This window comes from Desulfobacter sp., from assembly GCA_028768545.1.
Classification (GTDB): Bacteria; Desulfobacterota; Desulfobacteria; order Desulfobacterales; family Desulfobacteraceae; genus Desulfobacter.
This window is the reverse complement of the sequence record CP054838.1, coordinates 1,387,274-1,401,263: the sequence shown is the minus strand read 5'-3', so window position 1 is coordinate 1,401,263 and position 13,990 is coordinate 1,387,274. Positions and strand designations below refer to the sequence as shown.

Below are 13,990 nucleotides of genomic sequence, written 5' to 3'. Positions count from 1 at the left end.
AAGATCATGAATATTCTGATCATTAATACAGGGTCATCCTCCCTTAAGTATCAACTATTTGACATGAACAACACCCGGGCCGTCACCGGCGGGGTCGTGGAAAGAATCGGCGAATCCAAGGGAAAATTAACCCACAAACAATATGAAAACGGCCAGGTTCAAAAACAGGAAATATCCCGTGCCATTCCCGATCATAAGGCTGCCATGCACCTAATGGCAGAGCTGATCACCCAGAAAATCGACGCCATCGGCCATCGGGTGGTCCAGGGGGGGGAGACCTTCAAATGCGCCACCTTGATTACCCAGGATGTCAAAAACGCCATTGAGGCCAACAATCCTTTAGCCCCCCTTCACAATCCCCCCAACCTCACCGGAATTTGTGTGGCTGAAGCCTTGTTTCCGGGCAAACCCCAGGTGGCGGTGTTTGACACCAACTTCCACCAGACCATCCCGGAAAAAGCCTATCTCTACGCGCTGCCCTATGAATACTATACCGAACACAGGGTCAGAAAATACGGATTCCACGGCACCTCACACAAATATGTGGCCAAAGAGGCCGCAAGGCTCATGGGCAAAGCTGCGGATGAGGTGAACCTCATCACCCTCCACCTGGGCAATGGATGCTCGATCTGCGCCGTTGAAAAGGGGGAGTGCAAAGATACCTCCATGGGCATGACCCCCCTTGCCGGGGTAATGATGGGCACAAGATGCGGAGACCTGGATCCTGCAATTTTCGGATTTCTCATGACCCATACCGGCTTAAGCCAGAAAGAGATGGATGATGTTCTCAATAAAAAAAGCGGACTCAAAGGGATCTGCGGTTACAATGATTTAAGGGACATCCATGATCAGGCAGGCAAAGGCAACCTTCAGGCAGCCCTGGCCCTTGACATGTTTGCCCTTCAGATTAAAAAATACATTGGGGCCTATGCCGCGGTGCTCGGACGGGTGGACGGCCTGGTCTTTACGGCAGGGGTGGGGGAAAATGATGAAATCGTCCGGGCCAAAGCCCTGGACGGCCTGTCATTTTTAGGCATTGACATTGATGAAAGAAAAAATGTCCAAAGAAATCCCCAGGCCCATGCCATTCACGGACCCAAGAGCCAAGTTCAGGTCTGGGTGGTGCCCACGGACGAAGAGCAGCAGATCGCCATTGAGACCCAGGAGGTTTTAAAGGCCTAAAACCCCCTGTTCATAGAAAAATACCAGCGCCTGGTGCCGGCACCAGGCGCTGCCCATGGTCACGGATCCAATAAAAAAGGACAGGCAATGGATGTTTTCACTCTGGTCTATATTTTAAATGCAACCTTGTTATTGCTCCATGAAATTGAATCGGCCTATGAAAAAGAATGGGAGATCTTAAAACTGCCCGGGAAAATTTCCGGTTTTCTCCTCATGCATCTTCCCATCATCATCCTGCTTTTTTACGGGGTCATTGAGGTGGAAAAAAAATCTGTTTCCGGCATTATCCTGGCCGCAATTACAGGCGTTTCAGGCTTGCTTCCCTTTATTGTCCACAAGCTTGTCTTCAAAAAGAAAGACCGGTTTAACCGGGGGATCTCCAATTTAATCATCTACTTGAATCTTGTCACAGGCCTGGCGCTGCTTTTTCAGTCCTGGGCGGCTTTTCCCTGATACACACCCCCATCCTAAATTCTGAACACCTTGTTGGGCGTCCGGCTTAAAAACCGGCTGCCCTCTTCAGTCACCAGAATAACGCTTTCAATGCCAGCGGCAAATTGATCTTTAAAAATAAACTTGGGTTCAACGGCAAAGACCATTCCAGGCACAAATTCCTGGGTCCTGCCCTTGGCCAGGATGGGGTTTTCCACAAGTTCCAGGCCAATGCCGTGCCCCACAAATCTGGATTTTAGACCGGGAATCCCCAGGTAAGCGTCTGCATACCCCTTTTTGAGGGCCAACGCCTCTGATCCTGAAAATACCTGCTTGATCGAGGCACCGGGCTTGATCATATCCTTGATATGAAAAAGAATATCAATGGCGGCCTGGCTGGCCCCCTGGGCAGTTGCCGCCATCTCACCTGCAACAAACATTCTGGATTCGTCCATGTGATACCCATGGGCCATGGTGGCGAAATCAACGAGTACGGGTTCATTTTCCCGGATAACTTTCGGGCCGGCCCCAAAAGGATAGGCCGTGCAGACACCTGTGCCGCAGACCGGCGAATCCAGAGCGCCGGGCAATCCCCCGGAGGCCCCGCTCATCAGATGAAATGAAAACCCTTCTGCCCTGTAATGGCGCATCTGTATCCGGCCGGAATGCCCCAGGGTCCGGGCAAAGGCCTCAATGGTTCCTGAAAAATCAGTCTCCCTGACACCCGGGGTCAGATGACGATGGATAAAGTTAAATATCTCTTGGGAAATGTTGGCAACCTTTTCCATTTGTTGAATCTCATAATCGGACTTGATACTTCTGCACGCTTCCACCAGCGGGGTTGCATCCAGAAACTGGGTGCCGAAAAATAAGGACTGAAAAAACTTAAAATCCCGGACCGGAACCAGATCAAAGGCAAGGCCCATTTTTTCAGGCAATCTGCCGTGGCTCTCCTTTATGAAATCAGGGATGTCTGTGACCGAATGGACAGGGACGATATGGCCAACCCTGGTTTCTGAAACCGCCCTTGGCAGATACCGCCGGACAAAAATAAGCGGATCATGGTCCAGGGAAAGATAAAGCCAGGCATCCTGGGCCGTACCTGAAAAATAGTAATAATCAGGCCTATGGGTTAAAAAGACCCCGTCCATGCCTGCCTTTTCCATCTGAAATTTCAAACTCGCAATCCTAGAGGATATTTCAGACGCCGGTATAAGATCCAAAGGGAACAAATTGTCTTTCATAAAAAATCTTGTCAGCCTCTATTTATCACGGTCAAGCCAGCCGTTAATCTTGCGGGCATAGGCCTGGTTGTCAAAGGGTTTGGGCAAATGATCCATATACTCATCTTTTGCCTTGAGAACATCCATGGATTCCAGAAACCGGATATTTCCGGAGATAAACACCACGGGCAGGGTTTTGTTTGTTTTACGGATATGGGTATAGACCTCCAGTCCGTTGATTTGGCCCGGCAGAATATAATCCAGACTGACCAGATCAAAAGAGTTGTTGGCAAACAACTCCATGGCCAAAGCCCCGTCCCCGGCCCTTTTAACGGTGTGGAAAAATGGGGCAGAAGTTAAAATCTTTTCCAATACATTGGCAATGGCGGCCTCATCCTCTATCAGCAGAATATGTTTATTCCGGATGATATTTTTTTTACCCGGAATCGGCGGGGTCTCCACACGCAAGGTTTTGGCATTCAGGGGCAGGATGATCATAAATTGGCTCCCCTGATTCTCCTGGGTTAAAAAATCAATTTGTCCCCTGTGCTTGTCAATATATTTTTTCACGTTGGACAGGCCGTATCCGGTCCCTTTAACCTCACGGGGATAGGCTTGGGTCACATCCCGGCTTCCTTTAAGGGTAAATGCGGGAGAAAATATTTCTCCGGTCTGATCCCTGGGGATACCGCATCCGTTGTCCTTTACGCAGATGGTCAATTTTGAATCCCGGAAGGCTGTTTCAACAATAAGTTCCGGGTCCGGGGTTTTGCCCATGGCATGGACCGCGTTCTGAACAAGATTGACCAGGGCATGCTCGATCATCCCGGGATCCGCCAGTAGATCAGAAGGATTTTTTTCATACTCCTTGATGACTCGAATGCCCAAAAGCTCTTTTTTAAGCAGGGTAAGGACCAGATCTATTTTTTCATTGATATTAAAATACTCTTCTTTGATCTCTTGATCCTTGGCAAAGGCCACCAGGTTCTGGGTTAAAATTTTCCCCTGATTGGCCTGGTCCAAAATAATCTTCAGGGTCTGGCCGATCTCATCATCACGGCAGTCCATCAGGGAAAGCTCTGCATTGCCCATGATGGCCCCGAGGATATTGTTAAAGTCATGGGCCAGTTTACCGGCCACCTGACCCACAAGGGCGTATTTTTCCTGCTCAGCCTTTCGAATGGATTCCTGTTCTGTTTCCCGCCGCCGGGTCATGTCAATAAAACAGCTGCGGACACCAATGCAGGTATTGTTTTCATAGACCAGACTTGGAATGACCATACCCCAGATTTTATCCCGGTCTGCGGGCTTGAAGCTGATCTCAATGGGCCCGGGATTTTTTTCATCTTTCAATGTCTCAAAATGGTCCCGGGCCTTTGAAAGCTCCGAATCCACCAGGATATCAGTGATCTTGATTCCCTTGTCAACGTCTTTTTGACCACTCCCCAAAAAAAGCAAGCCCTCTTTGTTGGCATACCTGACCCTAAGATCAAACCCGTACTCGACAACAGGGATGGGTAAAAATTCCACCAAATGTCTGAACCTTTTTTCATTTTCCCGGGACTCTGACAGCCGAACCCCCATGATCAATTTCTGGGTGGCGGCCCGCCAGATAAAAAAAATACCCACCATCAAAAAAATCGCAACCGCCGCCATGATCGCCACAAGTCTTTTCCCGGAGATGGCCCCGGACGGGTTCAGACTGATAATGGAAAAGGGGGTACCTGACACCGGCGCTCTCATGGCAATGATCCTTGAAGCCGGGTCATTGTTCCACCTTCCCTTGAACTCAAGGATCTGGCCTTCTTCCACCCCTTCCCAGTCAATATTGTCAATGCCCGGCAGGTCTAAACCCATATCACGGGGAAGCGGCAAAGGTTCTGCCCCTGCTGTCATGGTGTAAACCCCGCCAAATTCACCTGCCTGGCACACCAGGTGGCGTTGAATGGTCTTAGGGTTCAAAACAGCAATTAATTGCCCGGTATATGCCCGCTTAAAATAAAAGGGATGGGACACAAAAATGTCAGAGCCTTTCCCCATAATCTGCCGTGATTTTTCACCGGCCCGGATCAAATGGGAAAACCTGCTGGAAAAAGCACCAGGCCTTCCCCTGGTATCCATGAGCACCTGAGCCTGGTCCGTAACAAACACAATTCGTGAATAAATGGGATCCTGGCCAATGGTCTTTGATCTTATCAGCAGGTGAAACCGTTTTTCAGCATGGACAAGACTTGATTTAAGCCCGTACTTCATGGACATGCCCAGGGCCATATTTTCAAAATAGGCATTCAGCTCCCGGGTATCTCCCAGGTTTTCCAGATCGGAAACCCGCTCTGAAAAATAATATTGAAGGTCAAAGGCCCTTTTTTCCAGGCTCTGTTTCAAAGCATCCACCCGTTGCTTTTCCATCTCTTTATAAAAAAGAGACTGGCCGGTAAGGGTAAACCCGATAAACAGGGCAAGGCCGCAGCAAAAAACCAGGGCTGCCAGGTGTTTGACTTCCAGGTGTTTGACAGTGGCGCGGGAGTTCATTTTAAAGGGCCTGGGTCTGAACCGGGAAGGCCTGCAAAAAACCGAGGATAGTAGGCAGGAAAAACCGGATAATAGGTCTCAACCATGGACCGGTATTTTCCCTGGTGCCAGAGGTCCATGAAAAAACGGTTAAAGGCCTCTATCAATTTTGGGGCGGTTTTTCTTGCGGCCACAGCCATGTTCTGATTTTGGGAAACCGGGCCGATAATCTTGATCAGGCCCGGCCATTTTTCAAGGGCCACCAGGGCATCAGGGACATCCAAAAGGCTTAAGCCCACCTCGTTATTGATCACAGCAGGGGCCAACTCATTAAGGCTGCCTTTAAAATACCGAAGCTGTGCACCGCTGCGTTCCAATCCGTACAATTTAGGCTCCAGGCAGGTCATGGCCATGCCCATGACCTGCCGGCCTTTGACAAGGGCCATGACCCGGCGGATATCTTCGGCTATGGTCTTCCCCGGCACAATAGGCTTGACAGGACTGTCCGCACGGGCAATGAGCCAGACCTGGGAGGGAAAGGTCGGATATGAAAAGATGAGCCGTTTTTTCCGCCAGTCAAGGATGGTCACCCCGTTGGCCAGGATATCTCCCCAGACCTTCACCCTGGCACCGGATACCATATCATAGCCTGTCAGATCACCAATGGCCTTTTCCCAGGTGGTGGGCACATACTCATATGCCAAGCCCAAAGAGGCGGCAAACAATCGGACCAGATCCGCATCCAGTCCATCCCCGCTGCCGGTCACAAAATTGGCATAGGGCACCCCGAGATGACGAATAACGCCCCGGGCCATGATATCATCAAAATCATCTGCCCGGGCAGGAAAACCAACAAGGCTGATTGCAAACATAAAAAACACAAGGAGTCGGATCATATAACACTCTCCGGGTCAGTTACAGGCCAACCGCTGAACTACCATTCCCACATCTCAAACTATTCTGTCAAGGATAGAGATCCATCCAGACAAAATTAAAACCGCCAGATGAGTCAACGCCCTGGAATTCATTATATTTTCCTTGACAGGTCTCTGGGTCCGGCTGTACTTTCAAACTATCACCAGCATTAAATTTCGATTATGTCATCCTAACCTATGATGAGGGTTCATGGCTGATTCGTCCCCAAATATCCGGGCCGGGAAAAAAAGGTTTCCGGTCAAGTCCGCTGCCTTGGCGCCATCCGCCAAAGCCCATATTCTGATTGTGGATGACGATCCATCCATCCAGGATCTCTTTGAAAGGGCCATGGAGGTGGCCGGACACAGGTGCACGGTTGCCCCCTCAGGTCAAATTGCCCTGGAAATCATGGGCCAGACCCCGGTGGATATTTTGATCACCGGCCATGCCCAGGGATACCAATACGATGAGATCATCAATATCGGGGCCAGCGACTTTGTTGAAAAACCCTTTTCCATCCAGGAAATCATATTAAGGGTCCGGCGGGTCCTCAAGGAACGGCAGCTCAAAAAAGCGGCCCAAAACGCCCATGAAGAGCTTAAACATGCCTATGTGGATTCCATTCACCGTTTGGTCATGGCCTCGGAATTCAAGGATGAAGATACTGGAGACCACATTGTCAGAATTGGAGAATATGCCTCTTGTATGGCCCGCCTTCTTGGCCTTGACACCCGGTTTATCGAAACCATCGGCTATGCCGCACCCATGCATGATGTGGGAAAAATCGGCATCCCGGACAGCATCCTGCTCAAGCCGGGCAAACTCACCCCAAAAGAATTTGAGATCATCAAGCAGCACCCCCTGATCGGCGCCAGGCTTTTGAGCAAATCAAAATCAAAGATCCTACAGATGGCAGAAGAAATCGCCCTGACCCACCATGAAAAATTCAACGGCAAAGGATACCCCAAAGGATTGTCCAAACAAGAGATTCCCCTTTCCGGCAGGATCGTTGCCATTGCCGACACCTTTGATGCCCTGACCTCCAAACGCCCCTATAAAAAGCCATACCCGCCTGAGATGGTGTTTGATATTATCCGGCAGGAAAAAGCAAACCATTTTGACCCCATGCTGACCGATCTTTTTCTTGAACATTTTGATCATTTTTTATCCATCCGCCAGGCGCTCGGCGACATCTCAAAAATCACCTTAGAAGAGTTCAACCTCAGCGAAAGAGACGAAAAATCCATCCGGACCTGATCCGGTATGGTTCAGGAATGGCAGCGACTCCTGTTTCCAATTTGACAAAATAAAATCACACCTTATTTTTGAACAGCTTTTTTTTAATTTTAAGGAGAAAACATATGGCAGACTTGACAGCAATCATGGAGACCTCAAAAGGGACCATCCGCATTAAACTCTTTGCAGACAAGACCCCCTTTACCGTGGGCAACTTTGCAAACCTGGCCAAACGCGAATACTATAACGGGCTAAAATTTCATCGGGTTATCCCGGATTTCATGATCCAGGGCGGCTGCCCTTACGGCAACGGCATGGGCGGCCCGGGGTATGAATTTGAGGATGAGTTTAAAAAAGACCTTAAGCATGACAAACCCGGAATCCTTTCCATGGCCAATGCAGGCCCGGGAACAAACGGCAGCCAGTTTTTCATCACCCATGGCCCCACCCCTCACCTGGACGGGATGCACACCGTATTCGGAGAGGTTGAGTCCGCAGATGACCAGAAAATTGTGGACAGCATTGCCCAGGGCGATACCATTGACAGCATCGCCATCCAGGGAAATTCAGGTGCGCTTTTTAAACGGGTAAAGGCCAAACTGGATGACTGGAATAAAAAACTCAACAAATCCTTTCCCAAGCTTCCCAAAGCATAAGACCTACAAAACATGGGATAAAATATTAAAGGCCGGATGCGTCAAGCACCCGGCCTTTTTATTCCAGCCCAGCAACGATCAGGCAAGATCCATAAACAAAGGAATGATATGAAGGGCGGCAGAATTTTCTTCGGTATCCCCTAACTGCCATTTTTTAATCCTGATCCCTGCCTCTTCCATCTGAGCCACCATGCCCTTGATATTGATCAGCGGATGGCGGGAAAACACCGTGGGCAGACCATAGGTCAGGCTACAGACCAAACACTTGCCCGGACGCTGGGTCAGATTAAAGGATAGAACAATTCGGTCTTGAGAAACAGATACAGGCTCCAGCCGTATATCATAGGCCCCTTCAGAGGCGTCACCGTAAAGGGCCTCAAAAAACTGGTCGCTTTTTTCCGGTGGTAAGAGACGGTCTAAAAACTCCTGGGTAATGATACGGTCCAACGCGTTTATATCCATTCTTTTTATCTTTCCTTTTCCCTTGTCAATTACAAATATAAATCTTTCATTTATTCCTTCCTCAAAAGAAAATCAAGCCCAAAACACTGATTCCCCAGGGCGAAGCCCCATAATAACGCGGGAAATTGCCTGGTTGGACCCTTGTTTTCACCCCGCCCTGAATAGGCTTAAAATTCAAAGCCCATAATGAAAGGTATGGGTGCAAACAATTTCCAAAGTTTGTGTTTTTCTAAAATACCATGGTAAAAAAGATCATGAAAATTTCAATCATCATTCCAGTGTACAAGGAAACAATCTCCCTTGTCCAGACCCTCAAGGCTCTGGCAGACATTCGCCTTTTGGTTCCCTTTGAAATCCTTGTGGTCGACGGGGAAAAAAAAGCATCCACCCTTTCCTTTCTCAGGACTGCTCCTGAGGCTCATCATTGGATGCCCGATCCGGGCATCCGCATGATTGCATCTGCCCGGGGGCGGGGAATTCAGATGAATGCAGGGGCCAGGGCCGCAACAGGAGATCTTTTTTTATTTCTCCACGCCGACACCCGGCCAAGCCAGGCCGGCATGGACCAAATGATCTTTGGCCGGCAAACCTCTGGCCCCCTGTTCTGCGGAGCCTTTGACCTGGCCATAGACTCTCCCAAACCTGTGTTCAGGATCATTGAACGAACCGCCTCCTTGAGATCCAGGCTCACCCGGATACCATACGGAGACCAGGGTATCTTTATTTCAAAAGACCTGTTTAACAGGGTGGGCGGATTCCCGGACCTGCCCCTGATGGAAGATGTGGGATTGATGGCTGCTGTGAAAAAAAAAAGGATACCCCCCTTTTTCCCGGGCCAAACCATTCTCACCTCAGCCCGGCGCTGGGAAACCCGGGGTATTATTTCCACCACCCTTAAAAACTGGGGGTTTATCTTTTTATACGCAATGGGGGTATCGCCGTGGAAACTTGAAAAATGGTATTATTCATGACCGCCCAGATCCAGAACGAATTTAAATACGAGCCTTGCCAGTCTTTTTGTTTTCAATGGCCTCAAGGTCCGCCAGGGTATCCACATCCCGAAGCAGGTCAAGCCGGGCACAGGTCAGATGATTTTCCCGGCATCGGTCAATGGTGGCGGAAAACACAGAATCGCCGCCCCATTCAATATCTTCAAACAACCGGGGAGAAAACCTGTCCCAGCGGGCGCCGATGAGCCAATACCCCCCGTCCAGACTCGGGCCCAGGACCACATCCTTTGACCCCAGGCATTCAAAGGCGCGGCCCAGATGGGCCTGGCGAATCTGAGGGATATCCGTACCCAGGAGCGCCACCCGCACGGCATTCTGGTCAAAGGCAGCGGCCATGGCCCCGGCCATGCGCTCTCCCAAGCCGGCTCCGGACTGGGCCCAAAAAATATGATCCCGGCCCAGCCACTCTGTTACAAGATCCAACTTTTCTTGGGGGTAAAAGCAGATCCAGACCTGCCTTAGGGCCTGACCCGAAGCTGTTGACCCCTGTTCAGCCCAGGCGTGGGCTGCATCAAGGCTTGCCTTTGAAAATTGTTTATACAGGGCCAGGGCTTTTTCATCGCCCACCGCCTTTGCCAGACGGGTCTTGACCCGGCCACGCTCAGGAGCGCGAACAAAGATGAGTAAAATCTCTTTATTTTTTTGAAGTGACATATTTTTATTTCTTCCCGTCATAATGCGCGACCTGAATACCGAGCCAGGGTTTATCCCCTCCTTTTTCGGCCTTGTTTGAATAATCAAAAAAATCAGGCCAAAGTATACAATAATTATTTCGCCTTTGTCATCTCCAATTGGCATGATCCTGATTTGGTGTTCAAGGTCCCCCCGTCCTGGTTGCCTTGTTCCATTCCCACTGCGGCACATGCCCCCCAATGGCGGACAAAAATTTGGACTAAAAGATCAAACCCGCTGAATTGTGACAAAACCGTGCCGAAACAAAATACAGGTCAGGCATAACCATAAGCGGATTTGGGATCAACGGGCCGGATTCAATTCTGCCCTGTTCTTCTGTTTTGCAGACTTGAAATTACAGCAGGATTTGATAAGATACCTCTGGTTAAACGGGAGATGCAGTTAAAATATCGTTCAGCACATCATATCATTGATAAAAATGGAATTGAACCGATGGAAAAAATCAAAATTCCCAGGGGATTCACACCCAAATTAGACGGAAGTCCGGATCTGACCATGATCCAGATTCCTTTTCCCCGTACAATCGGGTGTTCTGCAAAAGGAATTCCCTTTATCCGCCCCAAACTCCTGGTCAAAGAGGGGGATTGGGTGCAGACGGGCTCTCCGGTGTTCACAGACAAACGTGACCTGTCCACCAACTATCTTTCTCCTGCCACAGGCAGGGTGGAAAAAATCTTGTATGGAGAACGAAGGCGATTGGAAGAAGTCATTATCCTGGCTGAAAAAAAGGATGAGTTTTTCCAATTTGACCCGATCGGGACTAAAACACTTGCAGACCTGCCCAAATCAGAAATAGCCGACCGCCTCAAGCAAGGCGGTCTCTGGCAGGGCCTTCGCCAGTTCCCGGCCATGGACACGGCAGACCCGGACCACACCCCGGCCATGATCATTGTTTCCCTGAACGGGAATGACCTTTTTTCCCCCCATCCGGGCCGGGTCCTTGAAAACAATGTGAGCGCCTTTGAAACAGGCATTGCCGCCCTGAAACGCTTTTCCCACAACATCGTGATTACGGCCAGGCAAAGCTGTCTTGCAGGTCCTGACCGGCTGGATCCGAGCATTGAGAGCCAGATCACCCACCAAGTGGCTGACACATATCCTGCCTGGAACCCCGGGGCAGTACTTTTCGCCCTTAAGGAAAATGAAGCCCAAAACCTTTCCTGGTGCATCAGCCTTGACCATTTGATCATGATGGGAAAATTTATCCTCACCGGACAATATCCCATTGAAAAGATTGTCACCCTGACCCGGGGCAAGGACCGGCGGCCCCATTTAAAAACCCGCCAGGGGGTGCCCCTTGACGCTCTTACCGGAAAGGTGACTTCGGACAACATCATGACCACCGGGCGCTTTAACGGCAGGCTGCTGAGTCCCCAGTCCCATTTGGGATTTTTTGAAAACACCGTCAATATCATTGAGGCCGCCGAGCAGGAGGAGATGTTTGGATTTCTACGGCCGGGCAGAAACAAGGCAACGCTTTCCAGCTCTTTTTTGTCTTCTGTGTTTAAAACCCCTGTTACCATGGACGCCACCCTTCACGGGGAGGTTCGCGCCTGCATCAACTGCTCCTATTGCGAACGAATCTGTCCCAACAATCTCATGCCCAGTTTTATCATGAAGGCCCTTGAAGCGGACGAAATTGAAGAGGCCTTGGGCATGGGGCTGCTGGACTGCTGCCAGTGCGGGCTCTGCTCCTTTGCCTGCCCCTCGAAAATAGAACTGGCCAAAATCCTGGCAAACGGCATGGATGCCCACTACAAGGACAAAGCATGAAAAATCCACTAAAAAACATCTTTGACCAGACAAAGCCCTTGTTTACCGGAGAGGGAAAATACAAAAAATATGAACCCATCTGGGATGCCACCAAAACCTTTTTCTTTCTGCCCTCCCCCAAAAACATGTTCATGCCCTTTGTCCGGGACCATCTGGACTTAAAGCGCTATATGAGCATGGTGATCCTGGCCCTCGTACCGGTCACTTTTTTCGGCATATTCAACACCGGATTTCAGGCAGGCCTGGCTACGGGGGAATCCTATACCCTGGTCCAGGAATTCACAACAGGTGCCTTTTATGTGGTGCCCATGATCCTGGTATCCTACGGGGTGGGATTTTTATGGGAGTTTCTCTTTGCCGTGGTTCGCCGTCATAAAATTTCAGAAGGATTTCTGGTCACAGGACTGTTATTTCCCCTGAGCCTGCCCCCGACCATCCCCCTCTGGCAGGTGGCCCTGGGGATCTCATTCGGTGTGGTCATGGGCAAGGAGGTGTTCGGCGGCACGGGCAGAAACATTTTAAACCCGGCCCTGACCGCCCGGGCCTTTATCTTTTTTTCCTATCCCGTGTCCATGTCCGGAGACATCTGGATTGCAGGCAAAGATCTTGTGGACGGCATATCCGGAGCCACCGCCCTCGCCGTAACCGGGTTTGAAGGCCAGGCCATCGGGTCTGCCCTGTCCGAGGCAGGATTTTCTTTGACCCGGCTCTTTATCGGCCTGATCCCGGGCAGTGTGGGAGAGACCTCAGCCCTGTGCTGCCTGATCGGTGCTGCCTTTCTCATGGTCACACGGATTGCCAATTTCAGGATCATCCTGGGCGGGATTGCAGGGCTTGTGATCACCGCCCTGCTCGTATATCTCATCCCCGGGGGCCAAGAGAGCTGGGCCAATGCAGGTCCTCTGTATCATCTTTGCGCCGGCGGATTTTTATTCGGCATCTCTTTTATGGCCACAGACCCTGTTTCTGCACCGGGCACAAATCCGGGCCGGTGGATTTTCGGACTCTTGATCGGATTTCTCACCGTGATCATCCGAGTGGTGAACCCGGCCTTTATGGAAGGGGTGATGCTGGCCATTTTGTTCATGAATGTCTTTTCACCCTTACTCGACCATCTGGTGGTAAAATTCCGGTCTGCCAGGAGGATACCCAATGTCTGATAAAAACAGCCGCAAAAATGTGATCCTTTTTGCCGCAGGCCTCTCCCTGGTCTGCAGCCTGCTGATCACGGCAGCCGCCACAGGCCTTAAAGGGTTTCAACAGGAAAACATTGCCCTGGATAAAAAAATCAACCTGCTCTCTGCGGCAGGACTCGTGGCACCGGGGGACAAACCTGACAAAGACCTGGTCAACGCCATCTACGAAACCCGTATCCAGGAAAAAATCGTGGACCCACAGGGCAAGGTGATTCAAACCGAAATCCCCGGGGCCATGCACCTTTACTTTATCCTTGGACCCCAAAAAGAGGATGTCCAGACGACCATGAAAGAAAATATCACAGGGTATATCCTGCCGGTGAACACCCGGGGGCTGTGGGGAAAAATCAGAGGCTACCTGGCCTTTGAAAACGACGGTCAGACCGTGTCGGGATTTTCCGTGTTCAGCCATTCGGAGACCCCGGGGTTAGGCGGAGAAATTGAAGCGGCCTGGTTCAAGAAAAACTTTAAAGGCAAAAAAATTCTCAACTCCCAAAATAAGTTCGTCTCCGTGTCCATTGCCAAGGGCAAGACCCAGGATCTGCCCCAAACCGAGCAGGATCACTTTGTGGACGGCATCTCCGGTGCCACCCTCACAGGCAAATACCTCTCCCAGGGAATCAAAGATACCCTGATCAAATATGAGGGCGTCTCTGTGACCTTCCGCCAAAAAGAATTAAAGACTCAAAAAAAATAAAGGG

The 13,990-nt window shown here is 50.3% G+C and carries 13 protein-coding genes; 8 read left to right on the top strand and 5 right to left on the bottom strand.

Annotation, left to right across the window (positions count from 1 at the left end; genetic code table 11):
• Positions 1-6: 6 nt before the first annotated feature.
• Complete coding sequence (locus tag HUN05_06730; GenBank protein WDP84883.1) at positions 7-1,182, top strand: acetate kinase; 1,176 nt, start codon at positions 7-9, stop codon at positions 1,180-1,182.
• 87 nt (positions 1,183-1,269) lie between these two features.
• Positions 1,270-1,635, top strand: a complete 366-nt coding sequence (locus HUN05_06725) for a hypothetical protein (GenBank protein WDP84882.1) — start codon at positions 1,270-1,272, stop codon at positions 1,633-1,635.
• Between the two features lie 14 nt (positions 1,636-1,649).
• Here the strand turns inward: HUN05_06725 and HUN05_06720 are convergent, their stop codons facing one another.
• Genes HUN05_06720 through HUN05_06710 form a run of 3 tightly spaced genes read right to left on the bottom strand, consistent with a single transcriptional unit; the run spans position 1,650 to position 6,244 of the window.
• Positions 1,650-2,858, bottom strand: coding sequence for an aminopeptidase P family protein (locus HUN05_06720; GenBank protein WDP84881.1), 1,209 nt, complete (start codon positions 2,856-2,858; stop codon positions 1,650-1,652).
• Positions 2,859-2,876: 18 nt separating this feature from the next.
• Positions 2,877-5,369 (bottom strand): response regulator, encoded by a 2,493-nt coding sequence (locus tag HUN05_06715; protein WDP84880.1) that lies wholly within the window; start codon positions 5,367-5,369, stop codon positions 2,877-2,879.
• Positions 5,366-6,244: a transporter substrate-binding domain-containing protein gene (locus HUN05_06710; GenBank protein ID WDP84879.1), complete on the bottom strand. Its 879-nt coding sequence runs from the start codon at positions 6,242-6,244 to the stop codon at positions 5,366-5,368. Before HUN05_06710 ends, HUN05_06715 begins: the two co-directional genes overlap by 4 nt.
• Positions 6,245-6,473: 229 nt before the next feature.
• Between HUN05_06710 and HUN05_06705 the strand changes: the two genes are divergently transcribed.
• Together HUN05_06705 and HUN05_06700 are read left to right on the top strand one after the other, a co-directional pair.
• Complete coding sequence (locus HUN05_06705; GenBank protein WDP84878.1) at positions 6,474-7,520, top strand: HD domain-containing protein; 1,047 nt, start codon at positions 6,474-6,476, stop codon at positions 7,518-7,520.
• A 104-nt stretch (positions 7,521-7,624) separates the two neighbouring features.
• Positions 7,625-8,155: a peptidylprolyl isomerase gene (locus tag HUN05_06700; GenBank protein WDP84877.1), complete on the top strand. Its 531-nt coding sequence runs from the start codon at positions 7,625-7,627 to the stop codon at positions 8,153-8,155.
• Between the two features lie 78 nt (positions 8,156-8,233).
• On the opposite strand, the gene HUN05_06695 is transcribed toward HUN05_06700, so the two are convergent.
• Positions 8,234-8,617 carry a pancreas/duodenum homeobox protein 1 gene (locus HUN05_06695; GenBank protein WDP84876.1) on the bottom strand — a complete coding sequence of 128 codons (384 nt, stop codon included), beginning with the start codon at positions 8,615-8,617 and terminating at the stop codon, positions 8,234-8,236.
• Between the two features lie 254 nt (positions 8,618-8,871).
• On the opposite strand from HUN05_06695, the gene HUN05_06690 reads away from it, so the two are divergent.
• Positions 8,872-9,588, top strand: a complete 717-nt coding sequence (locus HUN05_06690; GenBank protein ID WDP84875.1) for a TIGR04283 family arsenosugar biosynthesis glycosyltransferase — start codon at positions 8,872-8,874, stop codon at positions 9,586-9,588.
• Between the two features lie 21 nt (positions 9,589-9,609).
• Here HUN05_06690 and HUN05_06685 read toward each other — a convergent pair whose 3' ends face one another.
• A complete protein-coding gene (locus HUN05_06685) occupies positions 9,610-10,302 on the bottom strand; it encodes a TIGR04282 family arsenosugar biosynthesis glycosyltransferase (protein WDP84874.1) in 693 nt (230 codons plus the stop codon).
• Between the two features lie 450 nt (positions 10,303-10,752).
• On the opposite strand from HUN05_06685, the gene HUN05_06680 reads away from it, so the two are divergent.
• From HUN05_06680 to HUN05_06670, 3 genes are read left to right on the top strand one after another with little or no spacing between them, the layout of a single operon-like run.
• A complete protein-coding gene (locus HUN05_06680) occupies positions 10,753-12,093 on the top strand; it encodes an NADH-quinone reductase (GenBank protein WDP84873.1) in 1,341 nt (446 codons plus the stop codon).
• Positions 12,090-13,253 (top strand): NADH:ubiquinone reductase (Na(+)-transporting) subunit B, encoded by a 1,164-nt coding sequence (locus tag HUN05_06675; protein WDP84872.1) that lies wholly within the window; start codon positions 12,090-12,092, stop codon positions 13,251-13,253. Before HUN05_06680 ends, HUN05_06675 begins: the two co-directional genes overlap by 4 nt.
• Entirely contained in the window at positions 13,246-13,986 is a 741-nt protein-coding gene (locus HUN05_06670; protein WDP84871.1) for an FMN-binding protein, read from the top strand. The genes HUN05_06675 and HUN05_06670 overlap by 8 nt, the downstream gene beginning before the upstream one ends.
• The last annotated feature ends 4 nt before the right edge of the window (positions 13,987-13,990 follow it).

What these genes read in the sequence shown, in the direction of transcription:
- HUN05_06685 (WDP84874.1), bottom strand. Translation starts at nt 10,302, where the DNA reads ATGACGGGAAGAAATAAAAATATGTCACTTCAAAAAAATAAAGAGATT.
- HUN05_06670 (WDP84871.1), top strand. Translation starts at nt 13,246, where the DNA reads ATGTCTGATAAAAACAGCCGCAAAAATGTGATCCTTTTTGCCGCAGGC.
- HUN05_06695 (WDP84876.1), bottom strand. Translation starts at nt 8,617, where the DNA reads ATGGATATAAACGCGTTGGACCGTATCATTACCCAGGAGTTTTTAGAC.
- HUN05_06700 (WDP84877.1), top strand. Translation starts at nt 7,625, where the DNA reads ATGGCAGACTTGACAGCAATCATGGAGACCTCAAAAGGGACCATCCGC.
- HUN05_06705 (WDP84878.1), top strand. Translation starts at nt 6,474, where the DNA reads ATGGCTGATTCGTCCCCAAATATCCGGGCCGGGAAAAAAAGGTTTCCG.
- HUN05_06710 (WDP84879.1), bottom strand. Translation starts at nt 6,244, where the DNA reads ATGATCCGACTCCTTGTGTTTTTTATGTTTGCAATCAGCCTTGTTGGT.
- HUN05_06675 (WDP84872.1), top strand. Translation starts at nt 12,090, where the DNA reads ATGAAAAATCCACTAAAAAACATCTTTGACCAGACAAAGCCCTTGTTT.
- HUN05_06680 (WDP84873.1), top strand. Translation starts at nt 10,753, where the DNA reads ATGGAAAAAATCAAAATTCCCAGGGGATTCACACCCAAATTAGACGGA.
- HUN05_06720 (WDP84881.1), bottom strand. Translation starts at nt 2,858, where the DNA reads ATGAAAGACAATTTGTTCCCTTTGGATCTTATACCGGCGTCTGAAATA.
- HUN05_06725 (WDP84882.1), top strand. Translation starts at nt 1,270, where the DNA reads ATGGATGTTTTCACTCTGGTCTATATTTTAAATGCAACCTTGTTATTG.
- HUN05_06715 (WDP84880.1), bottom strand. Translation starts at nt 5,369, where the DNA reads ATGAACTCCCGCGCCACTGTCAAACACCTGGAAGTCAAACACCTGGCA.
- HUN05_06730 (WDP84883.1), top strand. Translation starts at nt 7, where the DNA reads ATGAATATTCTGATCATTAATACAGGGTCATCCTCCCTTAAGTATCAA.
- HUN05_06690 (WDP84875.1), top strand. Translation starts at nt 8,872, where the DNA reads ATGAAAATTTCAATCATCATTCCAGTGTACAAGGAAACAATCTCCCTT.